This window comes from Streptomyces sp. NBC_00012 (genome assembly GCF_045040875.1).
Lineage (GTDB): Bacteria > Actinomycetota > Actinomycetes > Streptomycetales > Streptomycetaceae > Streptomyces.
Genome location: NZ_CP108310.1, coordinates 853,051 through 869,795, shown reverse-complemented (window position 1 = coordinate 869,795; position 16,745 = coordinate 853,051). Strand labels below are relative to the sequence as shown.

Genomic DNA, 16,745 nt, shown 5'->3' with positions numbered 1-16,745 from the left:
CGGGGCAGGTCGAGGAAGACAGGGGAGGGCGGCGGAAGACATGGGCAGGGGCCCGGACGGCTGTCCGGGCCCCTGCCGTACACGGAGCGTCGCTCAGTCGCCGGTGTTGGTGGCCCAGACGGGCCGGTTCGCGCTGTCGTAGACGACGACGTTGCCGTCGTCCTGGACGGAGAGGTACCGACCCTTGTGCCAGGTGCCGGCGGCCCAGAGCGGATCGCCCGCCCGGTTGTAGACGACGAGGTTGCCGTCCTCCTGCATGACCAGGCGGTCGGCGTTGGGGTAGACGTTCGGGGCCTGCCAGACGGGACGGTTGTCCTTGTAGACGACGACGTTGCCGTCGCTCTGGACACGCAGGATGGTGCGGCCGTTTCCGGAGGTCCAGGCCTGGTTCCTGCCGAGGGTGGCGGGCGGGTAGAAGTGGGAGTCGCTCCGCAGCGCCGCGTGGGTCTGCGTGCTCCGGGCGGCATGGCTGCTTCCCGCGGCGTCAGCGGCGGGAACGGCGGCCAGGACGGGCAGTGCTGCGAGGGCGAGCGCGGGAAGGCCGCGTCGCACGAGGTTCTTGATCACAACCCCGGATTTACGCAGCCCGACAGATGCCCGCGCCAGCCTCACAGCCACGAACCCACCCGGATGGCCCAGCGACTTCATTGCCGAAACGACACTGCTTACGCCGACCGCCCCGGCGGCCGGCGCCTCGCACCTCGCTTCATCGCGTCGGCGGGGGCAGAGCCGGCGGAGCGGACCTCCACCCGGCCCCGACCGAGCCGGGAGAGGACGGCGGCGGCCATCTGCGAGCGGCCCGCGTTGTGGGCGCACACGAACAGCACCGACGGCTCGGATTCAGACACGGGCAGGGCCGTCTTCCTCGACGGCGGACGGGGTGGGCCCTGCGGGCTGGGGGAAGAAGCGGCGGGTGGCCAGGGCCACATGGACCAGGCCGATCAGCACCGGGACCTCGATCAGGGGGCCGACAACTCCTGCCAGGGCCTGCCCGGACGAGGCGCCGAAGGTGGCGATGGCCACCGCGATGGCGAGCTCGAAGTTGTTGCCCGCGGCGGTGAACGCAGTGCCGCCCTGGAAGGCGAACAGCACGACGATCGTGAACAGCAGCCCGTACAGGGCGAACGGGCCGATTCTCGGGATCAGCCGGGACTCGTACCAGGCCCGGCCGCGGGCTCTCTCGCCCAGCTTGCGTGTCGCGAATCCGGCGACGAGCGGGATGCCGAGGAAGATCAGCACGCTGCGCGCGATCTCCCACGCCGATACGTCCAGGCCGGTCTGCTCAAGGCCGAGCAGGCCGGGCAGGGCGGAGAGACAGAACCAGCCCAGAGCGGCGAAGGCGAGCACCTGGAACACGGAGTTCAGCGCGACGAGGACGGCGGCGGCCTCGCGGTCGCCGCAGGCCAGGTCGTTCCAGATGATGACCATGGCGATGCAGCGGGCGAGCCCGACGATGATCAGTCCGGTCCGGTACTCCGGCAGGTCGGGCAGGAAGATCCAGGCGAGGGCGAACATCACGGCTGGGCCGAGTACCCAGTTGATGACCAGGGACGAAATCAGCAGGCGCTTGTCGCGGGTGACGGTGCCGAGACGGTCGTAGCGGACCTTGGCCAGTACCGGATACATCATCACGAGCAGGCCGAGCGCGATCGGCAGCGAGACCCCGGTGACGGTGACCTTCGCGAGGGCGTCGTCCAGACCGGGGACGAGGCGGCCCAGGCCCAGGCCGGCAGCCATCGCGGCCAGGATCCATACCGCCAGGAAGCGGTCCACCGACGACAGCCGCCCGGCCACCGGACCCGTCGCGGGCGTGGTCGGCTCGCTCACGGCGCGACCCCGGCCGGTTCGTCATAGGACGGGGATTCGCGCGCCAGCACCTGAGCGAGCTTGTCCGTCATCGTGGGCAGCAGCCGGTGGTACACCCACGTACCCCTGCGCTCGGAGGCGATCAGCCCGGCCTGCTTCAGCAGCTTGAGGTGGTGCGAGATCGTCGGCTGCGACAGATCGAACGCCGGGGTCAGATCGCATACGCAGATGTCACCGCCGTTCCGCGAGGCGATCATCGACAGCAGCCGCAACCGCACGGGGTCGCCCAGCGCTTTGAACACCTTCGCCAACTCGGCGGCCCGGTCCTCGTCCATCGGTGCGGCCAGCAGGGCCGGGCAGCACCCGTCGCCGTCCTGGCCCAGCACCGTCAACTCTTGTTTAGACATTCTCCTATATTGACGTTTCTCGATTCAGAGCGCAAGGTTGCATCGAGAAGCGTCAATGCAGCCTGGCCGGACGGTTGCTCGGCCCCTTCCATGGGAGTCACGTCATGAGCGAGCAGAGCGCCGACCTGCGTGAGACCGTCCGCCGCCGCTATGCGGCCGCCGCCGTCTGCCGGGCCCGGTTCCGCCGCTGCCGACGGCAGCGTGCCCGGCCGGGGCGGGACTCGGCTCGGCGGGGTGGCGCTGATGCTGGGCAGTGGGCTGTCCAACCAGGCCGGGGCGTCGGTGGCGGCACTGGCGTTCCCGGTACTGGGGCCGGTGGGGGTGGTGGCGGTGCGTCAGTGGGTGGCCGCGGGGGTGCTGTGCGCGGTCGGCCGGCCGCGGCCGTCTCCGGCGCGCTCTACGTTCCCGTCGGCGCCCTGGTGCTCTGGCACCGTCGGCCCACTCCTGACGCTCTCGCCTGCGCCCTGGCCGCCGGGGTGTTCTCCTCTGCGGTGCCGTTCCCCGCCGATCTGCTGGCGCTGCGGCGCGTCCCGGCGCATTTCTTCGGCGTGTTCATGAGCGTGAACCCGGTCTTCGCCGCTCTGGTCGGACTGATCGTGCTGGACCAGGCCCTTGATACGGCCGCGTGGGCGGCGATCCTGGTGATCGTCGGCGCGAACGCCGTCGCCGTCACCGCGGCCTCCCCCAGCGCGAAGAGCGCGAAGAGTGAGAAGAGCCCGAGCGGCCGCGACCCTGTGGTGCCGGCCGTGGGCCGCCCGGGCGCTTCCCGGGTGCCGAGCGCAGGTGTCAGGCGCCGAGCGAGCCGAAGAAGGCGCGGACGTCGGTGACGAACGCCTCCGGCTGCTCCAGGGCGAGGAAGTTCCCGCCGCGCTCCAGCTCGGTCCAGTGGGTGACGTCGTGGTCGCGCTCGGCGAAGCGCCGGACGGCGATGTCGGTGTGCAGGGCGACGGCCACGCCGGTCGGGACGGTGCCGCGCGGCTTCGGGGCCCAGGCGCTGGGGTCGTGGCCCGACTCGTAGTACAGGTTCGCCGAGGAGCCCGCCGTACCGGTCAACCAGTGGACGCTGATGTTGGTCAACAGCCGGTCGCGGCCCACGGCGTCCTCGGGGAGCTCAGGGCGGGGTCCGTCCACCCCTCGAGAGCACCGAACGCACCGAAAGCACCGAACCGGCAGCTCACCGTGCAGGAATCCCGCCACCGCCTCGCCCGCGCGATCTGCCACGGCGGCCGCGGCCAGATCCGCCAGGCGTACCGCGAGGGCCAGGAAGACCAGCTCGCGCCCTGGTGCTGTGGAACACCCGTTGCCTGGACGCCGTCGTTTCCCGGCTCCGCGCCGAGCGCCATCGGATCCCGCGTCATCGTCAACGCGAGCAGCGGCAGAGCGGCATGCGACACCCCGTCACCGAGCGAGGACACCGTCTGCGCGGTCCACAGCCGTCCGAACCCGGTCGGCAACTTCCGAACGCCTGAGGTCACTCGGCGCCCCCCTCGGCCTGCTTGCGCTGTGCCGGGTGGAACAGTGCGAAGACGAGTGACGCGTCCGGCAGCGACGGATCGGACAGCTCCCGGCACTCGTCCGCCAGCGCCTGCAACCGCGCCCCCAGCTGCGCGAACTGCTCCTCGGCGAGCCGCAGATGCGCCACTTCGCGGACAAGAAGTCCGGGAAAGGACGCGCTCCGTCCCGAGCTGAAGGCGTGCCACGCGTTCCTCGACGCGGGCGACACGCTTGTCGTCCCCTCGCTCGACCGCTATGGCCGCAGCCTCCAAGACCTCATCAACATGGTCGCCGAGCTGCGCGAGCGCGGCATCGGTTTCACCTCGCTGCACGAGAACCTGGACACCACCACCCCCGGCGGCCGACTCGTCTTCGCCGCGCTCGCGGAGTTCATTCGCGAACTCATCGGCATCGGCACCAGGCAGATCAGACCGAGATCAATCCAAGCGGCACTTTCTGTACCTCAACTACTCACACCCGGAGAGGCCCATGAGTTCGTGCGAACTGACGGGGATGTGGGACGAACTCAAAGGTCTTCAGGCTTGCCAGGCGGTCCTGACCCTCGGGCTCACGGGAACCGATGCCCGGCCTTGCCCCCTCCGGCTGTGTCCGGGCTCTCGTGGCAGCGGGATGCCCCGGCGCAGCGGATGCGGTCGACAGCCAGCTCGTTCCTCGGAGAAGATCGGCCGCCATGTGGAAGAACAGAGCCTTGGCGCTCACTCTTGTGTCCATCCTGCTGATCTCAAATGTCGTCCTGCTGACGATCCTGGTCGAGACAGACGCGTTGTCCGAGGGCGATGTTGCAATAGGCAAGGCTGCCCCCCGAGGTGCGCCTGTCAACCTTCCTTCGCTCAAGGGTGGGGCGATCCTGGCCGCGAATCAGTGGCCGGACGCATGCTCGTTCGTGGACCAGGAGGAGATCAAGGCGATCTTCCCTGGCGTCAAGAACATCGAACAGGAGAGCCGCCCGGTCAGTGCCTTGTCGATCAAGGACTTCGCTGTGGACTCCTCGTGGAAAGAGAGTGACAGGTCCGAGTCCGGCCAGTGCCTCTACAGCATGCGTCTTCCGGGCGAGACCTACAGCGCTACCCAGTTCTGGTTCCGGATCGAGGCCGTGGCCGACCCCAAGTTGATTGTCGGCTACGCCGATCGCGTCGCGCCGGGAACCAATACCAACCAGGGCGCGAGAGGCGCGGATCGCTGTGTCATCACCGGTCTCAACGAGGGCAGTTGGAGCTGCCGCAAAGGCCCGCTGCTGTTCACCGTAGGCGGGCGGACCACCGTGACTTTCAAGGGCACGCCGGCCCCAGCACCTTTCGTCTGGCGGGACGATGTGCTCCCTGAGTTCGTCCAGACCATCACCGCGAAGATCAAATAGCTTTCCCAGGAACGGCAGAAACTACGTTTCATCTGCGCGGAACCGGGCGCAAGACCAGCCACCTCTGTGCGGCGATCAGCGGCTGTTTCCTTGACGCGTCGGCGGCTGCTGGTCCCGCCGGCCGTCTTGCCGCGCAGGAGACGTCATTGCCGCCGGGCGGGGTCGCGGGCGGCCTGCTGGCGCCTCGGCCGGGACGGGCGTCTGATGCGTGCGAGGGCCTCTTGCGACTGCCAGTGCCACCAGGCCGAGCCGCCTCGCCTTCGCTCAGACCGCGGATCGGTCGGACAAGACGAGAAAACCTCAAGAAACCCGAGGTTCTGTCACCGGACGGAAAAGCGCCCAACAGAGGAAGAAGCCCCTGGCCACAGGGGCCAACATTCAGCGGAGCTCGGAGGAACCTGCGGGATGTCGCACACCCCCTCGGGTGAGGTGCTCCGCCGGATCAGCGGTGGGCGGCGAGGAAGGCGCGGACTCCGGCGGCGGCGTAGTGGTCGAGGTCTGCCTCGGTGTGCTGGGCACTGCCGTGGAACATGGCCTTGTTCACGGGGATCCACAGCAGCAGGCCGGAGAAGTGATGGGCGGCCAGCATCGCGTCGTCGGTCCGGAGCAGGCCCTCGTCGGTGAGGCGTCGGAAGGTGTCCGCCAAGGTGACCAGAACCCTTTCGAAGCCCTGCTCGTACCAGGCGGCACCCAGCTCGGGGAAGGCGTCGGCGTTGGCGATGACCAGACGTCGCAGCTGAAGGACCTGGGGCTGGGTGAGGGAGACCAGGAACTGGCGGGCGAGCCGGGTCAGGTTCTCTTCCAGGCCGTCGGCGTCCGCGGGGATGGCGGCCACCAGGTCGATCATGCCGTCGATGCGGTCGGTGGTGGCCAGGATGATCTCGGAGAACAGCTTCTCCTTGTCCGCGAAGTGCTTGTAGACCGTCTGCTTGGACACCGCGGCCAGTTTCGCGATGTCGTCCATGCTCGTTCCCGAATATCCCTTGCTCAGGAACACCGTGGTCGCGGCCTCCAGGATCGCCTGGTGCTTACGCGCTGAACGGCTGTCCATCGTCAACAACTCCCTCTCTCGGTCGGCCCCGCATCGAAGAGTACTGGACTGTCCAGTACTCAAATGGGTACTGTACCGTCCAGTCCAGATAGTGCGGCCGGGGTTCCGGCTCCGCGCGCCGCGTACGAATCGGGAGTGGGATCGAACATGGACAAGGTGTTCTCGTCCGACGGCACGGCCATCGCCTACGAGCGGCAGGGCTCGGGCCCCGCGGTGGTGCTCGTCGGCGGCGCCTTCATGACTCGGGGTGACTCCGCCCCGCTCGCCGGCCTGCTGGCCGAGCGGTTCACCGTGATCACGTACGACCGGCGGGGCCGCGGCGACAGCGGGGACAGCGCGGCGTACGACGTGCAGCGCGAGGTCGACGACCTGGACGCACTGATCGAACGTGTGGGCGGCGAGGCGAGGGTCTTCGGCATGTCCTCCGGTGCCGCTCTGGCGCTGGAGGCCGTGGCCCGGGGCAGCGCCGTCTCCCATCTGGCCCTGTACGAACCGCCGTTCATCGTCGACGCCACCCGTCCTCCGCTGCCCGCCGACTATGTCGACCACCTGAAGGCGCTCGTGGCCCGGGAGGAATACGGCGATGCCGTCGCCTACTTCATGACGGCGGCCGTGGGCATGCCGGCCGAGGCCGTCGCCGGGATGCGGCAGACCCCCTTCTGGGCCGGGCTGGAGGCCACCGCCCGCACCCTGCCCTACGACGGCCAGGTCATGGGCGACACCATGTCGGGCCGCCCCCTGCCCGCCGACCGCTGGCAGTCCGTGACGGTCCCCGTCCTCGTCGGCAGCGGTGGTGCCAGTGATGAGCCCATGCTGAACAGCGCGCGGGAACTTGCCGCACTGGCGGACAACTTCACCCTGCACACCTTTCCCGGCCAGGACCACAACATCGACCCGAAGTCCCTCGCTCCCGTTCTGGACGGCTTCTTCGCCGCCTGAGGGCTGTCCCGTGACGAAGGCATGACAAGTCCTTCGCCGGCCCGCGCCGGTAACCGCGCGGCTTCCGGAACCACCGCGTACGAACACAGGAGAGACAACGAAATGACCGCACCGGTGAACGGCCCCGCCAGCTACTTCCCCTCGATCGAGAAGAAGTACGGCCGCCCGATCGTGGAGTGGAAGAACCTCATCCGTTCGTCACCCCTGACCAAGCACATGGAACTCGTCGCCTGGCTCAGGACCGAGCACGGCCTGGGCCACGGTCATGCCAACGCCCTCGTCGCGCACACCCTGGCCGAGGAGAAGTCCGGCGGCGAGTGAACACTCGCGCTCCGCGCGCGAGATCCCGGCCGAGCCGCATCGGGCCGTTCGCTGCTGACTGTTCGTGCACACTGCCGGTCACAGGGTCGAGTCCCGCTGTCGTTGTGGGGGTATGGATCTCCTGTGAAATGGTCGTCACCGCAACCCGGTTCGCGTTCACGCGGACGGTGGCGAACCGAACGGAACACACGGTGACGGCGATGGATACCACGGGGAACGGACCGTCCTTCCGGATGGAGAGGGCGGACCGATCGACGGCAGCACGAACAACGGGCTCCCCGGCAAGGTCCGCGACGTCCCGTACACCTCGGGCCGAAAGGGAAACGAATGGCTGGTCCTCTGTCCGCCTCCGCTGTGCTCAAGGCGTTGCGCGCCGAGGGCGTGCGCGTGGTCGAGGTAGGCAACTGGCGTACCCACAACCGCAACTCGAAGGGCCCATGGGGCCCGGTCAACGGCAGCATCGTGCACCACACCGTGACCAAGGGCACCGCGGCGACGGTCCGGATGGTCCGTGACGGCTACGCGGACCTGCCCGGTCCGCTGTGCCACGGGATGATCGCGAAGGACGGCCGGGTGCACATGGTCGGCTGGGGCCGCGCGAATCACGCCGGTGGCGGCGACCCCAAGGTGCTGGATCAGGTCATAGCGGAGTCGTACGGCACCCGGCCGACTCCGCCGACCCGCGGCAACAGTAACGGGGTCGACGGCAACGCGCGGTTCTACGGGTGGGAGTGCGAGAACCTCGGCGACGGCAAGGACCCCTGGCCCAAGGCCCAGTACGACGCGATCGTGCGGGTCCAGGCCGCCCTGTGCCGGGCGCACAAGTGGTCGGCGAAATCGGTGATCGGTCACCTGGAGTGGTCGAACGACAAGGTCGACCCCCGCGGCTTCACCATGACCAAGCTCCGCGCCGACGTTTCCGAGCGGCTCAAGCACCCCGCGAGCTGGAACCCCGGCTCGGACCAGGAGGAGGACCCCATGGCAGGAATCACCAAGCGCGACATCTTCGACGCCGTGTGGAAGACCGACGCGATCGGCGGTCCGGCGGACGCGGCGGACCACTCGACGAATCCGACGTGGCAGCCGCAGTCCATCCTGAAGGACATGCAGGTCCGCATCCGGTCCATGGACAAGCGGATGGCCGCCCAGACCGCCGCGATCACCGCGCTCGCCGGACAGGTCGGCACGGGCGCCGACACGAAGACCGTCGTCGCCGCGGTCGAGGCCGCGATCCAGCGGGCCGTCATCGACGTCGACACCGACACCGCGGACGCCTGACGAGTTCGTCAGGCCTCCGTCGGCCGGCGCCCCGTCGCGGAGCCGGGCGGGGCGCTCAGGGGCAGTAGCCGGGGACGTTTCGCGGTGCGGCCGGCTCCGGAGGACCGGCCGCGAAGGCGGCGTCCTAGCCAGGGGCCGAGGAACGCGGCCGCCCAGCGCAGTTCGGCTGCTGCGGCCCGAGGGCCCGTGGGGACCCTCTGCGGCGGCAGGGGGAGAGCCCAGGCAGCGTCGCTTCCGGGCAGGTGGATCGCCTCGGCGAGGGCTGCGGCGATCCGCTCGTGGCCCAGCGGACTGGCGTGGAGCCGGTCCGCGCTCCACAGCCGGGGATCGGTGGAGATGGTCGCCCGGCCGGTCTCGGTGACCGTGACCCCGTGGCGGGCGGCCGCGGCACGGATGCGGGTATTGAGGTCGAACACGCGTGACCTGATCGGCCGGGCAAGGGGAACGATCTTGCCCACGTCCGGGAAGGTCAGCGTCACCACATGGGCCCCGGCCGCGGTGAGGGCGGCGAACATCTCCTCCATGTGCCCGGCCACCTCCGCGGCGTCGAACCGGGGCCGGAGCAGATCGTTGACCCCGGAGACAACGGTGGCCAGGTCGGGCCGCAGGGCCAGGGCGGGCCCCAGCTGTTCGGCGCGGACCTGGCCGGCGAGCCGGCCCCGTACCGCGAGGTTGGCGTACCGCAGCCCCGGCCCGACGGCCGCGAGGTGCTCGGCGAGCCGGTCGGCGAAGCCCCGCAGCCCTACGGTGTCGTCACCGTCGCCGAGCCCTTCGGTCTGGCTGTCGCCCAGGGCGACGTAGCGCAGGTATTCACCCTTCGGCATGAGCCGACCGCCTTTCCGCCAGGACGGCCGCGATCCGCAGACACCAGTCCCGGTGCTCCTGCTCGAAGGCCAGACCGCGCAGACAGGTCAGATAGGGCCCGATCCGCTCGCCCCGGCGGAGGAACTCCTCCTCGTCCGCGTCGCCGCGCAGTTGCCGCAGCAGCTTGCCGAGAAGCTCGATCTTGGCCTCGGCCGCGGACGCCCGCTCCTCGAGCTGTTCGATCACCGACGCCGTGCCGATGCGGTCGGCGACCTGGACCTTGACGAGCAGGTCGTCGCGGATGAACGAGGGCTTCGACACGGCCGCGGCGAACCTCTCCAGCTCGGCGCGACCGGCGTCGGTGACCTGGAACAGGCGTTTGTTCGGCCGGGTCTCCTGGACCACCTGCCGCCCGGCGACCAGCCCCTCCTTCTCCAGCTTGCTCAGTTCCGCGTACAGCTGCTGCGGCAGGGCGTGCCAGAAGTTCGCGACGCCGATGTCGAACGCCTTCGCCAGCTGGTAGCCGCTGTACTCGCCGTCCAGCAGCGCCGCCAGTACGGCATGTCGCAAGGCCATCGAAGCGACCCCTTCCCTTTCCTTGTCCGCCACTGCATCATACTCAAGAAAATGACTAATCACATTCTTGAGTAGCAGGAGGAGCCATGGAGACCACGGAGACCGCCGAACGCTTCCGCGCCGCGGTGGAGAAGGGCGAACTGACCGCACTGAGCGACCTGTTCACCGAGGACATCCGCCTCTACAGCCCGGTGAAGTTCACCCCCTTCGAGGGCAGGCCCATGGTGCTGGGGCTCTTCGGCGTACTGCTGCGCACCTTCGAGGACTTCCGCTACGTCGGACACTTCGAGGGCACGGCCGAGACGAGTGCCGACGGCGAAGAGGCCCCGTCGACGATCCTGATCTTCCGGGCCACCGTGAACGGCAAGCAGATCCACGGCATCGACCTGCTCCAGTTCGACGGGGAGGGCCGGATCAAGGAGTTCACCGTGATGGTCCGTCCCCAGTCCGCCGTGCACGCCCTGGGCCAGGCGGTACTGGAGGGCCTGGTCGCCGACGGCCTTGTTCCCGGCGGCCTCGTTCCCGGGGCCGCCGACCGCTGAGGGCCGTCCCGCGCCGATCCCGGATGCGCGCGGACGGCCGGTGCTGGGACACTTCAGGCATGCCGCTTGTCGAAGCCCTGCCCGGAGTGTCCATCGAGTACGAGACCTTCGGCGACCCCGCTGATCCAGCTGTCCTGCTCGTGATGGGGTTCAGCGCTCAGATGATCGCCTGGCACGAGGACTTCTGCCGGGCGCTCGCCGAACGCGGACGCCACGTGATCCGGTACGACAACCGCGACTGCGGGCTGTCCACGAAGTTCGACGAACATCCCGTCGACATGGGCCGGTTCATCGACGCCGTGAGCTCGGGAGACATCTCGTCCGCCCGCGCGATGGCGCCCTACACGCTGCAGGACATGGCCGACGACGGTCTCGGCCTGCTCACCGCGCTCGGCATCGAGCGAGCTCATGTGGTCGGATCCTCGATGGGCGGCATGATCGCCCAGACGATGGCCATCAGCCGGCCGGCGCGAGTGCTGACCCTGACGTCGATGATGTCCTCGACCGGCGAGCCCGACTACGGCCGGTCCAGCGCAGAGGCCCAGGAAGTGATCTCCAGCCCGAAGCCGACGGATCGCGAGGGGTACATCGCGGCGGCGGAAAGGGACCTGGTGTGGGCCTCCAAGCGATACGGCGACCCGGCACTCCTCCGTGAGCTGGCCGCCGAGAGTTACGACCGCGCCCACTACCCGGCCGGAGCCGGGCGGCAGCTCGGAGCGATGATCCTCAGCGGCCCGCGCACCGACGGACTCCGCGGGCTTCGAGTGCCGACCCTGGTGATCCACGGCCTGGACGACACGCTGACCGACCCCAGCGGGGGGAAGCGCACCGCCGAACTGGTGCCCGGCGCGAAGCTCCTGCTGCTCCCCGACATGGGGCACGACCGCCCCCGCGAACTCTGGCCCGAGATCATCGACGCCCTGGAAACCCACACCCGCACCGACGCTTGTTGAGCGGCCGTCGGGCACCCTCACGATGCCGGGTCGGCGGGCGGCGGCTGCTCAGACCGTGAACCAGCGCTCGATTGCCGCCCGTAGCCCGGCCAGTTCGGCCGGGTCCGGGACGGGTGAGCCACTCGCCCAGACCACGTATCCGTCGGGGCGGATCAGCAGGCCGGAGAGGCCGGCCGGGCCACCGCCCTGGGCGAGGACGGGATCGACGGTGTCCTGATCCTTCGCCAGTACGGCTGCCACCGACCGATCCTCGGTCAGGTCGATCAGCAACGGCCCTGCGCTCCGGGCGAGTTCGACGAGGCGGACCTTCTCCCTCCCGGTGATCAGCTCCAGCTCCGGCGCGAAGTGGCCGACCGCGGGGTGGGGATCGGTGAAGCCCATCTCGTAGCGCACGTCGGTGCCCGCGGTGAGGTCGTCGAGGCGCTGGACGACCTCCTTGCCGGTGAGCAGCTCCGTGAAGAGTTCGCGCAGGGCCGTGGTGTCGCTCCCCGGCATGGCCTGCCGGGGTCACGGCGGCGGCACCACAACGGCGTCGGGGACCGGCGCGGTGGCTGACGCCCCGCTTCAGGTCCCCGACGCCGATCGGATCAGCGGATGTAGAGCCAGTACCCGCTCGTGTCCGGCTTGTTCGTGCACTTCCATTCCGACCAGCCCTCGCGCTGGTACTGCTGACCGGCGTCGATGCACCGGGACTTGCTCGCGTACAGGCCGATGTACGTCCAGTCCGCGGCCTGGGCGGACGGTGCGCTCAGGCCGATGACGGCCATGGCCGCGGCTCCGAGGGACAGCAGTGCTCCACGCTTGCGCATCCAGGTCTTCTTTCTGCAAGAGGATCAGGCGGGGTGGGACAAGGTGGGATCTTGCTGGACGGAATTGCGGACCGCAAGCACTTCCGAGGAATTCGTAGCCCCGTGTCAATTGGTTGCGACAGGCTCAACTGGGCGTATACGTAAGGAAGTTGGGAACGCGGTGAAGGCGCTTCGCCGCGACGGTTGACCCTGACGCAGGGGCAACCTCTCAGCATGGTCGGCATGACTGCGAAAACCAATGCGATCGAGGCCGCCGGACCGCGCAGGCCGTACGGCGACGACGGGGAGCGGGCCGAGCGGGAGGACGGGGCGATGCGGCACTTCACGGTCCACCACGACGGCGTCACGATCCCGGTGTCCCGCGGCGGCCGGGGGCGACCGCTGGTTCTGTGCCCCGGGCTGAGCTCGACACAAGCCGATCTGCACGAGCTGACCGCGCTGCTGCGGCGCGACCACGATGTGGTGACCTTCGACTTCAGGGGCCACGGCCTGGCCTCGGCCGCCGACCGCTACTCCTTCGAGGCGTTTCTGAGCGATCTCGTCGCCGTGCTGGCGGAGCTGGGACGCCTCGGTCTGCCGTCGGCGCCCGTGCTCGTGGGCTACTCGCTGGGCGCGGACCTGGCCGTGCACCATGTCTCCGAGCATCCTGACGCCATCTCCGGGCTTGTCCTCATCGACGGGGCGAACCCACTGCCCGAACCGTTCATCACCGAGGCCGATCTGGCGGAGTTCCGCGCGATGGCGGAGGACCAAGTGGCGTGGCATGAGGCCGAGCGGGCCGAGGGCACCGCGCGTCAGGTGGTGCTCACCGCCCAGGACATCCTCGCCCTGAATCTTGAGATCGATGTGGTCCGGTCCGAAATCCTCGACCGGTACCGGAAGATCGACCGTCCGATCAGCATGATCATGTCGACCTCGATCGCCGGTGACAGCACCGAAGGGCGTGCACCACGGCACAACCAGCTCTGGCGGGCCGGCTTCGAGCGGCTAGTCCGCGAGCGGCCACACGTCTCCACCTCCTGGCTCGACGCCGACCACCGGCTGGTCTTCACCCACGCCCCGGAAATCGCCCGGATCATCCGGGGCGCGCACCCCCCGGCCGACAGGCCGATCTCTTGAATCGGACAGTTTCTGGGAGACTGGTCCGATGCTGACGATCGGCGGGCTGGCGTCGTACGCCGGAGTGACGGTGCGGGCGGTGAGGCACTATCACGCCAAGGGGCTGCTGCCGGAGCCGGAGCGGGATCACTCCGGCTACCGGAGGTACGACGCCGGCGCCGTGGTCGAGCTGATCAGGATCCGGACCCTGGCAGAGGCCGGGGTTCCGCTGGCGCGCGTGCGGGAGCTGCTGCAAGCCGACGAGGAGGAGTTCGCCGCGGCGGTCGCAGACATCGACAAGGGGCTGCGGGCGGAGATCCGGGAGCGGCAGCGGCACCGCGAGCGGATCGCCCGCCTCGCCGCCGGGGACAACCTGGTGCTGCCCCCGGAGGTGGTCGGGTTTCTCGACCGACTGCGGGCGTTCGGGGTCGACGAGCGGCTCGTGCAGGTCGAACGTGACGGCTGGATTCCGCTGGCCGCGCACTCACCCGAGCGAGTCCCGGAGTGGATGGCGCGCAAGCGGAAGCAGATCGCCGATCCGCGGTTCATCGACTTCTATCTCACCCTGGGCCAGGCTCTCGACCGGACCGACGATGACCCCCGGTTGGTCGAGCTGGCCGACAAGCTGGCCGCCCACCTCACGCAGCTGGCCGACGAACAGGGCGATGACTATGTCGACGATGTCGACATCGAGCCACCGTTCGCCAAGCTGATGGACACACTGGCGTTCGACGCCGCGCCGCCGGCCCGTCGGCTGACCGAGCTGCTGAAGAAGCGAGGCTGGACCGGCTGGACCAAGGTCGAGCGCATGGACCCAACGCGGGGTGCGGCCGGACAACGGCAGGACGACACCGCGGTGCGGCGTTCCCGGCGTGAACGGTGCGGTCGGTAGAACCTTCCGTCGCGCCGGCGGCTTGATCACCCCCGAAGGACTTCCGAAGCCGACCGCTAAGCAGCCCCGGGGCCGTCGGTGAAGTGCGGCAGGACCATGTCGGCCAGGGCGGTGACGTCGGCCTCGGTCATCGGTTCGCCGGTCATGCCGGAACGGCCCCGTGAGCCGGCCACGGACCCACGGGGCCGTCCCGACCGGACCCCGGCGACCTGCGGCGCGACCGGCACCCCGGCACCGATCCCCCGACACCGATCCCCCGGCATAGGAGCCGCGTAGTCCCTCGCAAGGAATCCGTCGTCCCATGAGGGGCCGTGGGGTTCTCCGCAGTGAATTCCCCGGAGGCGAAGGAGGGTGAGATGGGCAGTCCGGACAGCTCCGGGATCGCGCTGAGCGTCGAGCGGGGGCAGGCCACCGACGAGGAACTGGCCGCGATCACCGTGGTGTTGCTCGCGTTGCAGGCCGAACGGGCACAACCGCCGGAGAGCCGGGCCGCCGCCGGATCGCGGTGGTGGCGGCACACGGACCGGTACAACGCCCCGCTCAGCTGGCAGTGAGGGGGCCGCCATGACGACGACTGTTGATCCCTCCGCTTCCGCTTCCGCGAAGAGGGCTGCCCCGGCCGATGTCCGGGGGCGTGTCGTGGAGCTGCACGCCCTGCGTGAACTGGCCCGCAGCGGGCCGAGTGAGAAGGCGACCGAGGCCCAGCACGCCAAGGGCAAGCTGACCGCGCACGAGCGGCTGGCGCTCCTCTTCGACGAGGGCACCTTCTGCGAGGTCGAGCAGTTGCGGCGGCACCGTGCCACCGGCTTCGGGCTGGAGGGCAAGAGGCCGTACACCGACGGTGTCATCACCGGCTGGGGGCTCGTGGACGGGCGGACCGTCTTCGCCTTCGCGCACGACTTCCGGATCTTCGGCGGTGCGCTGGGCGAGGCCCATGCCACGAAGATCCACAAGATCATGGACATGGCCATCTCGGCGGGTGCTCCGCTGGTGTCGCTGAACGACGGCGCGGGCGCGCGTATCCAGGAGGGTGTCAGCGCGCTCGCGGGTTACGGCGGGATCTTCCAGCGCAACACCCGGGCCTCGGGCGCGATTCCGCAGATCAGTGTGATGCTCGGTCCGTGTGCGGGCGGCGCGGCGTACAGCCCGGCGTTGACCGACTTCGTGTTCATGGTCCGTGAGACCTCGCAGATGTTCATCACCGGACCGGACGTCGTGAAGGCGGTCACCGGCGAGGAGATCACCCAGAACGGTCTCGGCGGCGCGGACGTGCACGCCGAGACCTCGGGTGTCGCGCACTTCGCGTACGACGACGAGGAGACCTGTATCGCCGAGGTCCGCTACCTCATCGGGATGCTGCCCTCCAACAACCGGCAGGACCCGCCCGTCCAGCCCACCCGTGACCCCGCCGACCGGCGCAACGACGGGCTTCTCGACCTCGTGCCCCTCGACGGCAACCGGCCGTACGACATGCGCCGGGTCATCGAGGAGCTCGTCGACGACGGCGACTATCTGGAGGTCCACGAGCGCTGGGCCCGCAACATCATCTGCGCGATGGCACGGCTCGACGGCCAGGTCGTCGGCATCGTCGCCAACCAGCCGCAGTCGCTGGCCGGGGTGCTGGACATCGGGGCGTCCGAGAAGGCCGCTCGCTTCGTGCAGATGTGCGACGCCTTCAACATCCCCATGATCACGCTCCTGGACGTACCCGGCTTTCTGCCCGGCGTCGACCAGGAGCACGGCGGGATCATCCGGCACGGCGCCAAGCTGCTGTACGCGTACTGCAACGCGACCGTGCCCCGGATCTCCCTCATCCTGCGCAAGGCGTACGGCGGTGCGTACATCGTGATGGACAGCCAGTCCATCGGCGCGGATCTGACGTATGCCTGGCCGACCAACGAGATCGCGGTGATGGGCGCCGAGGGCGCCGCCAATGTCATCTTCCGTCGGCAGATCGCCGCCGCCGAGGACCCGGAGGCGATGCGCGCCCGCATGGTCGAGGAGTACAAGGCCGAACTCATGCACCCGTACTACGCCGCCGAGCGCGGGCTCGTGGACAACGTCATCGACCCGGCCGAAACCCGGGAGGTGCTCGTGAAATCCCTGGCGATGCTCCGGAACAAGCATGCCGACCTGCCCTCCCGCAAACACGGAAACCCCCCGCAGTAGACGGAGGCGCCGGAGTACGGGGGGATTCCTCCGTGCACCGGCGGCCGTGGTACCGCCCGTGGCGGAGCCGATCGCAGCCGATCGGACCCGTACGGATGTGACCGCATATGACAGGTAACCGGTCCCGGACGGTATGTCCGCGCCCGGCACCGGAAACCGGCCACGGGGAGTTCGCCGCCGATCACCCGTTTCGAACTCCTGGACGGGTAATCTGATCCCGGAATTCCT

18 protein-coding genes and 7 pseudogenes are annotated in these 16,745 nt (G+C 69.3%); 13 read left to right on the top strand and 12 right to left on the bottom strand.

What is annotated here, in order from left to right; translation table 11 throughout:
• Nucleotides 1–93 precede the first annotated feature (93 nt).
• The 4 genes and pseudogenes from OHA19_RS43490 to OHA19_RS43475 all read right to left on the bottom strand — a co-directional run bounded on the left by OHA19_RS43490 (nucleotide 94) and on the right by OHA19_RS43475 (nucleotide 2,213).
• Nucleotides 94–567, bottom strand: a complete 474-nt coding sequence (locus tag OHA19_RS43490; protein ID WP_405722396.1) for a hypothetical protein — start codon at nucleotides 565–567, stop codon at nucleotides 94–96.
• Nucleotides 568–695: 128 nt separating this feature from the next.
• A pseudogene (locus OHA19_RS43485) lies at nucleotides 696–848 on the bottom strand (phosphotyrosine protein phosphatase); the annotation flags it as partial.
• Nucleotides 841–1,827, bottom strand: a complete 987-nt coding sequence (gene arsB, locus OHA19_RS43480; RefSeq protein WP_331749136.1) for an ACR3 family arsenite efflux transporter — start codon at nucleotides 1,825–1,827, stop codon at nucleotides 841–843. The gene arsB and the pseudogene OHA19_RS43485, both read right to left, overlap by 8 nt.
• Nucleotides 1,824–2,213, bottom strand: coding sequence for a metalloregulator ArsR/SmtB family transcription factor (locus OHA19_RS43475; protein WP_331749139.1), 390 nt, complete (start codon nucleotides 2,211–2,213; stop codon nucleotides 1,824–1,826). Before OHA19_RS43475 ends, arsB begins: the two co-directional genes overlap by 4 nt.
• Nucleotides 2,214–2,456: 243 nt before the next feature.
• Here OHA19_RS43475 and OHA19_RS43470 point away from each other — a divergent pair.
• Nucleotides 2,457–2,893: pseudogene (locus tag OHA19_RS43470) on the top strand (EamA family transporter); the annotation flags it as partial.
• A 106-nt stretch (nucleotides 2,894–2,999) separates the two neighbouring features.
• On the opposite strand, the pseudogene OHA19_RS43465 reads toward OHA19_RS43470, so the two are convergent.
• Nucleotides 3,000–3,343, bottom strand: a pseudogene (locus tag OHA19_RS43465) (epoxide hydrolase); the annotation flags it as partial.
• A 34-nt stretch (nucleotides 3,344–3,377) separates the two neighbouring features.
• Between OHA19_RS43465 and OHA19_RS43460 the strand changes: the two are divergent.
• Nucleotides 3,378–3,565 (top strand): annotated as a pseudogene (locus tag OHA19_RS43460) (Tn3 family transposase); the annotation flags it as partial.
• Here OHA19_RS43460 and OHA19_RS43455 read toward each other — a convergent pair.
• A pseudogene (locus tag OHA19_RS43455) lies at nucleotides 3,548–3,688 on the bottom strand (MFS transporter); the annotation flags it as partial. The pseudogenes OHA19_RS43460 and OHA19_RS43455 sit on opposite strands and share 18 nt — an antisense overlap.
• A pseudogene (locus OHA19_RS43450) lies at nucleotides 3,685–3,855 on the bottom strand (transcriptional regulator); the annotation flags it as partial. The pseudogenes OHA19_RS43450 and OHA19_RS43455, both read right to left, overlap by 4 nt.
• Here OHA19_RS43450 and OHA19_RS43445 point away from each other — a divergent pair.
• Together OHA19_RS43445 and OHA19_RS43440 are read left to right on the top strand one after the other, a co-directional pair.
• Nucleotides 3,847–4,132, top strand: a pseudogene (locus OHA19_RS43445) (recombinase family protein); the annotation flags it as partial. The pseudogenes OHA19_RS43450 and OHA19_RS43445 overlap by 9 nt on opposite strands.
• A gap of 266 nt (nucleotides 4,133–4,398) precedes the next feature.
• Nucleotides 4,399–5,085 carry a hypothetical protein gene (locus OHA19_RS43440; protein ID WP_331749142.1) on the top strand — a complete coding sequence of 229 codons (687 nt, stop codon included), beginning with the start codon at nucleotides 4,399–4,401 and terminating at the stop codon, nucleotides 5,083–5,085.
• A 442-nt stretch (nucleotides 5,086–5,527) separates the two neighbouring features.
• On the opposite strand, the gene OHA19_RS43435 is transcribed toward OHA19_RS43440, so the two are convergent.
• On the bottom strand, nucleotides 5,528–6,136 hold the full coding sequence (locus OHA19_RS43435) for a TetR/AcrR family transcriptional regulator (protein ID WP_331749145.1): 609 nt from the start codon (nucleotides 6,134–6,136) through the stop codon (nucleotides 5,528–5,530).
• A gap of 147 nt (nucleotides 6,137–6,283) precedes the next feature.
• Here OHA19_RS43435 and OHA19_RS43430 point away from each other — a divergent pair, with 147 nt between their 5' ends.
• The 3 genes from OHA19_RS43430 (at nucleotide 6,284) to OHA19_RS43420 (ending at nucleotide 8,674) form a co-directional block, all read left to right on the top strand.
• Nucleotides 6,284–7,075, top strand: coding sequence for an alpha/beta hydrolase (locus OHA19_RS43430; RefSeq protein WP_331750670.1), 792 nt, complete (start codon nucleotides 6,284–6,286; stop codon nucleotides 7,073–7,075).
• Between the two features lie 102 nt (nucleotides 7,076–7,177).
• Entirely contained in the window at nucleotides 7,178–7,396 is a 219-nt protein-coding gene (locus OHA19_RS43425) for a DUF4287 domain-containing protein (RefSeq protein ID WP_331750672.1), read from the top strand.
• A gap of 327 nt (nucleotides 7,397–7,723) precedes the next feature.
• Nucleotides 7,724–8,674 (top strand): peptidoglycan recognition family protein, encoded by a 951-nt coding sequence (locus OHA19_RS43420; protein ID WP_331749148.1) that lies wholly within the window; start codon nucleotides 7,724–7,726, stop codon nucleotides 8,672–8,674.
• Nucleotides 8,675–8,682: 8 nt separating this feature from the next.
• Here the strand turns inward: OHA19_RS43420 and OHA19_RS43415 are convergent, their stop codons facing one another.
• Together OHA19_RS43415 and OHA19_RS43410 are read right to left on the bottom strand one after the other, a co-directional pair.
• The gene (locus tag OHA19_RS43415; protein ID WP_331749152.1) at nucleotides 8,683–9,498 is read right to left on the bottom strand and encodes an SGNH/GDSL hydrolase family protein; all 816 of its coding nucleotides are present in this window, start codon (nucleotides 9,496–9,498) and stop codon (nucleotides 8,683–8,685) included.
• Nucleotides 9,485–10,054, bottom strand: coding sequence for a PadR family transcriptional regulator (locus OHA19_RS43410; protein WP_331749154.1), 570 nt, complete (start codon nucleotides 10,052–10,054; stop codon nucleotides 9,485–9,487). The genes OHA19_RS43415 and OHA19_RS43410 overlap by 14 nt, the downstream gene beginning before the upstream one ends.
• Nucleotides 10,055–10,140: 86 nt before the next feature.
• On the opposite strand from OHA19_RS43410, the gene OHA19_RS43405 reads away from it, so the two are divergent.
• Both OHA19_RS43405 and OHA19_RS43400 read left to right on the top strand, forming a co-directional pair.
• On the top strand, nucleotides 10,141–10,596 hold the full coding sequence (locus tag OHA19_RS43405; RefSeq protein WP_331754594.1) for a nuclear transport factor 2 family protein: 456 nt from the start codon (nucleotides 10,141–10,143) through the stop codon (nucleotides 10,594–10,596).
• Nucleotides 10,597–10,655: 59 nt separating this feature from the next.
• Nucleotides 10,656–11,549, top strand: coding sequence for an alpha/beta hydrolase (locus OHA19_RS43400; RefSeq protein ID WP_331749161.1), 894 nt, complete (start codon nucleotides 10,656–10,658; stop codon nucleotides 11,547–11,549).
• Between the two features lie 48 nt (nucleotides 11,550–11,597).
• Here the strand turns inward: OHA19_RS43400 and OHA19_RS43395 are convergent, their stop codons facing one another.
• On the bottom strand, nucleotides 11,598–12,044 hold the full coding sequence (locus tag OHA19_RS43395; RefSeq protein WP_331749164.1) for a hypothetical protein: 447 nt from the start codon (nucleotides 12,042–12,044) through the stop codon (nucleotides 11,598–11,600).
• A gap of 92 nt (nucleotides 12,045–12,136) precedes the next feature.
• Nucleotides 12,137–12,358, bottom strand: a complete 222-nt coding sequence (locus tag OHA19_RS43390) for a hypothetical protein (protein ID WP_331749167.1) — start codon at nucleotides 12,356–12,358, stop codon at nucleotides 12,137–12,139.
• 222 nt (nucleotides 12,359–12,580) lie between these two features.
• Here OHA19_RS43390 and OHA19_RS43385 point away from each other — a divergent pair, with 222 nt between their 5' ends.
• From OHA19_RS43385 to OHA19_RS43370, 4 genes are all read left to right on the top strand, one after another.
• A complete protein-coding gene (locus OHA19_RS43385) occupies nucleotides 12,581–13,477 on the top strand; it encodes an alpha/beta fold hydrolase (protein WP_405722404.1) in 897 nt (298 codons plus the stop codon).
• A 28-nt stretch (nucleotides 13,478–13,505) separates the two neighbouring features.
• Complete coding sequence (locus OHA19_RS43380; protein WP_331749170.1) at nucleotides 13,506–14,348, top strand: MerR family transcriptional regulator; 843 nt, start codon at nucleotides 13,506–13,508, stop codon at nucleotides 14,346–14,348.
• A 356-nt stretch (nucleotides 14,349–14,704) separates the two neighbouring features.
• Nucleotides 14,705–14,902, top strand: a complete 198-nt coding sequence (locus tag OHA19_RS43375) for an acyl-CoA carboxylase subunit epsilon (RefSeq protein ID WP_331749173.1) — start codon at nucleotides 14,705–14,707, stop codon at nucleotides 14,900–14,902.
• Between the two features lie 10 nt (nucleotides 14,903–14,912).
• Nucleotides 14,913–16,517, top strand: a complete 1,605-nt coding sequence (locus tag OHA19_RS43370) for an acyl-CoA carboxylase subunit beta (RefSeq protein ID WP_331749176.1) — start codon at nucleotides 14,913–14,915, stop codon at nucleotides 16,515–16,517.
• Nucleotides 16,518–16,745 lie beyond the last annotated feature (228 nt).

Bases quoted from the DNA above. Each gene is read 5' to 3' on its own strand.
- OHA19_RS43475 (WP_331749139.1), bottom strand. From the start codon at position 2,213: ATGTCTAAACAAGAGTTGACGGTGCTGGGCCAGGACGGCGACGGGTGC.
- OHA19_RS43440 (WP_331749142.1), top strand. From the start codon at position 4,399: ATGTGGAAGAACAGAGCCTTGGCGCTCACTCTTGTGTCCATCCTGCTG.
- OHA19_RS43435 (WP_331749145.1), bottom strand. From the start codon at position 6,136: ATGGACAGCCGTTCAGCGCGTAAGCACCAGGCGATCCTGGAGGCCGCG.
- OHA19_RS43430 (WP_331750670.1), top strand. From the start codon at position 6,284: ATGGACAAGGTGTTCTCGTCCGACGGCACGGCCATCGCCTACGAGCGG.
- OHA19_RS43425 (WP_331750672.1), top strand. From the start codon at position 7,178: ATGACCGCACCGGTGAACGGCCCCGCCAGCTACTTCCCCTCGATCGAG.
- OHA19_RS43420 (WP_331749148.1), top strand. From the start codon at position 7,724: ATGGCTGGTCCTCTGTCCGCCTCCGCTGTGCTCAAGGCGTTGCGCGCC.
- OHA19_RS43415 (WP_331749152.1), bottom strand. From the start codon at position 9,498: ATGCCGAAGGGTGAATACCTGCGCTACGTCGCCCTGGGCGACAGCCAG.
- OHA19_RS43410 (WP_331749154.1), bottom strand. From the start codon at position 10,054: ATGGCCTTGCGACATGCCGTACTGGCGGCGCTGCTGGACGGCGAGTAC.
- OHA19_RS43405 (WP_331754594.1), top strand. From the start codon at position 10,141: ATGGAGACCACGGAGACCGCCGAACGCTTCCGCGCCGCGGTGGAGAAG.
- OHA19_RS43400 (WP_331749161.1), top strand. From the start codon at position 10,656: ATGCCGCTTGTCGAAGCCCTGCCCGGAGTGTCCATCGAGTACGAGACC.
- OHA19_RS43395 (WP_331749164.1), bottom strand. From the start codon at position 12,044: ATGCCGGGGAGCGACACCACGGCCCTGCGCGAACTCTTCACGGAGCTG.
- OHA19_RS43390 (WP_331749167.1), bottom strand. From the start codon at position 12,358: ATGCGCAAGCGTGGAGCACTGCTGTCCCTCGGAGCCGCGGCCATGGCC.
- OHA19_RS43385 (WP_405722404.1), top strand. From the start codon at position 12,581: ATGACTGCGAAAACCAATGCGATCGAGGCCGCCGGACCGCGCAGGCCG.
- OHA19_RS43380 (WP_331749170.1), top strand. From the start codon at position 13,506: ATGCTGACGATCGGCGGGCTGGCGTCGTACGCCGGAGTGACGGTGCGG.
- OHA19_RS43375 (WP_331749173.1), top strand. From the start codon at position 14,705: ATGGGCAGTCCGGACAGCTCCGGGATCGCGCTGAGCGTCGAGCGGGGG.
- OHA19_RS43370 (WP_331749176.1), top strand. From the start codon at position 14,913: ATGACGACGACTGTTGATCCCTCCGCTTCCGCTTCCGCGAAGAGGGCT.